Genomic DNA, 4,012 nt, shown 5'->3' with positions numbered 1-4,012 from the left:
CTGTGAATTGCTTCCGATTCATGGCGACACTCCTCCGCTGAGTGTCCGGGCCCTGTGCGGGGCTGTCTCTCACCCTAGTCCAGGGAATGGCAAGCGCGAGTAATGTAAGGTTTTCTAAAGTAAACGCCGGCAACCGCTTCAGGATAGTTGGCCCCGTGACGTCACCCGCCCTTGGCCGTTATAATGGTCGATTGATTTCACCTCCCCTTCCCACCAGCTCACTGGGTGTTGCCGATTATGTTACGTATGGCCCAAGAAGCTCTTACGTTCGACGACGTATTGCTCGTGCCCGGCTATTCGGAGGTCCTGCCCAAGGACGTCAGCCTCCGGACCCGCCTGACTCGCGACCTCTTTCTGAACATTCCCCTCGTCTCCGCCGCCATGGATACCGTGACCGAAGCCCGCCTGGCCATCGCCATGGCCCAGGAGGGCGGCATCGGCATCATCCACAAGAACATGACCATCGCCGCCCAGGCCGCCGAGGTGCGCAAGGTCAAGAAGCACGAGAGCGTGATCGTCAAGGACCCGGTCACCGTGGGGCCCAAGGCCAAGCTGGCCGACCTGCTGGCCATGGCCGATGAGCACGGCTTCTCCGGCTTCCCGGTGGTGGAAGGCGAGTCCCTGGTGGGCCTGGTCACCGAGCGTGATATGCGCTTCCAGCCCAACCACGGCGACAGCGTCTCCGACATCATGACCCCGCGCGAGCGCCTGGTCACCGTGCCCGAGGGCACCAGCCTGGAGATCATCAAGGGCAAGATGCAGGAGCACCGGGTCGAGAAGATGCTGGTGATCAACGAGGCGTTCCAACTGCGGGGCCTGGTCACCTTCAAGGATATCGAGAAGGCCCGCACCTTCCCCCATGCCGCCAAGGACGGTGACGGCCGCCTGCTGGCCGGCGCCGCGGTGGGCACCGGCCCCGAGACGCCGGATCGCGTCGCCGCCCTGGCCGAGGCCGGGGTGGACGTGATCATCGTCGATACCGCCCATGGCCACTCCCGGGGCGTGATCGACCGGGTGCGCTGGGTCAAGGAGCACTTCCCGCAGATCCAGGTGATCGGCGGCAATATCGCCACCGCCGAGGCGGCGAAGGACCTGGCCGAGGCCGGTGCCGATGGCGTCAAGGTAGGCATCGGCCCCGGCTCCATCTGCACGACCCGGGTCGTTGCCGGCGTCGGCGTGCCGCAGATCACCGCGGTGGCCAATGTCGCCGAGGCGCTCGAGCCCTTCGACATCCCGCTGATCGCCGACGGCGGCGTGCGCTTCTCCGGCGACCTGGCCAAGGCGATCGCCGCCGGCGCCAGCGCCATCATGGTCGGCGGCCTGCTGGCCGGCACCGAGGAGGCCCCGGGCGAGGTCGAGCTGTTCCAGGGCCGTACCTACAAGGCCTACCGCGGCATGGGCTCCATGGGGGCCATGGCCCAGAGCCAGGGCAGCGCCGACCGCTACTTCCAGGACAAGGACGCCGGTGCCGAGAAGCTGGTGCCGGAAGGCATCGAGGGCCGGGTGCCCTACAAGGGCGTGATGAGCGCCATCGTCCACCAGCTGATGGGCGGCCTGCGCGCCTCCATGGGCTACACCGGCTGCCGCGACATCCAGGAGATGCGCACCAAGCCGCAGTTCGTGCAGATCACCGGCGCCGGCTTCGCCGAGTCCCACGTGCACGACGTGCAGATTACGAAGGAAGCCCCCAACTACCGCGCCGGCTAGCAACGCCGCTGGACTGGCGCCATGCGTTGTTGAAAACGGCCTTAGCATGCTCATTGACAAACACGTCAACTCCGCTGCTTCGGCCGTTTTCGCCTAGCCTGACGCTCAGCCAGCGACGCTGCTTATTCTTTCATACGCCGTGCCCATGGCCCGTCGCCATACGAGTAGAGACGCCCTCAGATGACTGATATTCACGCCCACAAGATCCTGATCCTCGACTTCGGCTCCCAGTACACCCAGCTGATCGCCCGCCGCGTGCGCGAGATCGGCGTCTACTCCGAGATCCGCGCCTTCGACATCACCGAGGCCGAGATCCGCGAGTATGCCCCCAACGGCATCATCCTCGCCGGCGGCCCGGAGTCGGTCACCGAGCTCGGCTCGCCCCGCGCGCCTGAGTGCGTGTTCGAGATGGGCCTGCCGGTGTTCGGCATCTGCTACGGCATGCAGACCATGGCCGAGCAGCTCGGCGGCGCCGTGGAGGGCTCGAACAAGCGCGAGTTCGGCTACGCGCAGGTGCGCATCGACGCCGAGACGGCGCTGTTCAAGGACATCAAGGATCACCTCGACCACGACACCGGCCGCGGCCTGCTCGACGTCTGGATGAGCCACGGCGACAAGGTGGCCCGGGTCCCCGACACCTTCACCGTCACCGCCTCCACCCCGAGCTGCCCCATCGCCGCCATGGCCTGGGAGGAGAAGCGCTTCTACGGCGTGCAGTTCCATCCCGAGGTGACCCACACCCTCCAGGGCCAGCGCATCCTCGAGCACTTCGTGCTCGACATCTGCGGCAGCGAGCGCAACTGGACACCGGCCCGGATCATCGAGGACCAGATCAGTCGGGTGCGCGACCAGGTGGGCGACCGCCACGTGCTGCTCGGCCTCTCCGGCGGCGTCGACTCCTCGGTGGTGGCGGCGCTGCTGCACAAGGCGATCGGCGACCAGCTCACCTGCGTCTTCGTCGACAACGGCCTGCTGCGCAAGGACGAGGGCGACCAGGTGATGGAGACCTTCGCCCGGCACATGGGTGTGCGGGTGATCCGCGTCGACGCCGAGGCGCAGTTCCTCTCCCGGCTCGAGGGCGAGGCCGACCCCGAGGCCAAGCGCAAGATCATCGGCAACGCCTTTATCGACGTCTTCGATGAGGAAGCCAGCAAGATCGAGGGCGTCGACTTCCTGGCCCAGGGCACCATCTACCCCGACGTCATCGAGTCCGCCGCCGCCAAGACCGGCAAGGCGCATGTCATCAAGTCCCACCACAACGTCGGCGGCCTGCCCGAGACCATGAAGCTCAAGCTGGTGGAGCCGCTCCGCGAGCTGTTCAAGGATGAGGTGCGCAAGCTCGGCCTCGAACTCGGCCTGCCCTACGACATGGTCTACCGCCACCCCTTCCCGGGGCCGGGCCTGGGCGTGCGCATCCTCGGTGAGGTCAAGAAGGCCTACGCCGACATCCTGCGCGAGGCCGACGCCATCTTCATCGAGGAGCTGCACAACTCAGGCTGGTACCACAAGACCAGCCAGGCCTTCGCGGTCTTCCTGCCGGTCAAATCGGTCGGCGTGGTCGGCGACGGCCGCCGCTACGAGTGGGTCATCGCCCTGCGCGCCGTGGAGACCATCGACTTCATGACCGCCCGCTGGGCTCACCTGCCCTACGAGCTGCTGGAGACCGTCTCCAACCGCATCATCAACGAGCTGCCCGGCGTCTCGCGGGTGACCTACGACGTCAGCAGCAAGCCGCCCGCGACGATTGAGTGGGAGTGAGAGTGCAGGGCGAGTGAGCAACGCCTAGCAGTCTGTCGGGTTAAGGGGCGCGAGCTGCCTGACGCCCCTTCGCCACGGTTGCTTCACGGGGAAAGCGGTCTTGCGGCTGGAATAAGGTGGCAGCGCTCGTCCACCTCACCCTGTGCCGCTTCTGACCGCCCACAGGTCGTGAGATGGGGGTGAGGGGCGCCCCTCACCCTGCCGTCAGGCGGTGCATCCGCTTGATGTTCCAGGCCAGGGTGGCCAAGCACCATTCCCCACTGACGTTGTCGAGACCACGCAGCGAGAACTGCCGGAACCCCATCACGTGCTTGATGATGCCGAAGACCGGTTCCACCGTATGCTTGCGCAGTGCATAGCGCGCGCGTCCCGCCCGGGTCTTCAGACGGTGCGCCATCTGCTCGACGGGATCGGCACTCTCCGGTGTCGGTGGATCCGCCGCAAAGCGCTCGAATACCGGGAGGTGGTGGACATCTCGCTTCATGGCAAACAAGGGCTCGATGCCATGCTCCTGGCAAGCCTCGACATTGGCCGCGCTGAAGTAGCC

At 66.3% G+C, this 4,012-nt stretch carries 3 protein-coding genes; 2 read left to right on the top strand and 1 reads right to left on the bottom strand.

Annotation, left to right across the window (positions count from 1 at the left end; genetic code table 11):
- Window positions 1–237: 237 nt before the first annotated feature.
- Window positions 238–1,707 carry an IMP dehydrogenase gene (guaB, locus tag J5F18_RS18700; RefSeq protein WP_346300028.1) on the top strand — a complete coding sequence of 490 codons (1,470 nt, stop codon included), beginning with the start codon at window positions 238–240 and terminating at the stop codon, window positions 1,705–1,707.
- Between the two features lie 180 nt (window positions 1,708–1,887).
- Complete coding sequence (gene guaA / locus J5F18_RS18695) at window positions 1,888–3,465, top strand: glutamine-hydrolyzing GMP synthase (RefSeq protein ID WP_346300027.1); 1,578 nt, start codon at window positions 1,888–1,890, stop codon at window positions 3,463–3,465.
- 193 nt (window positions 3,466–3,658) lie between these two features.
- Here the strand turns inward: guaA and J5F18_RS18690 are convergent.
- Window positions 3,659–4,012 (bottom strand): transposase (locus J5F18_RS18690; RefSeq protein WP_346300026.1); only part of this gene is annotated, 354 nt, incomplete at its 5' end.

It is taken from the genome of Halomonas sp. BM-2019 (assembly GCF_017584085.1).
The sequence above is the reverse complement of the archived record's forward strand: the minus strand, read 5'-3'. Positions and strand labels throughout refer to the sequence as shown.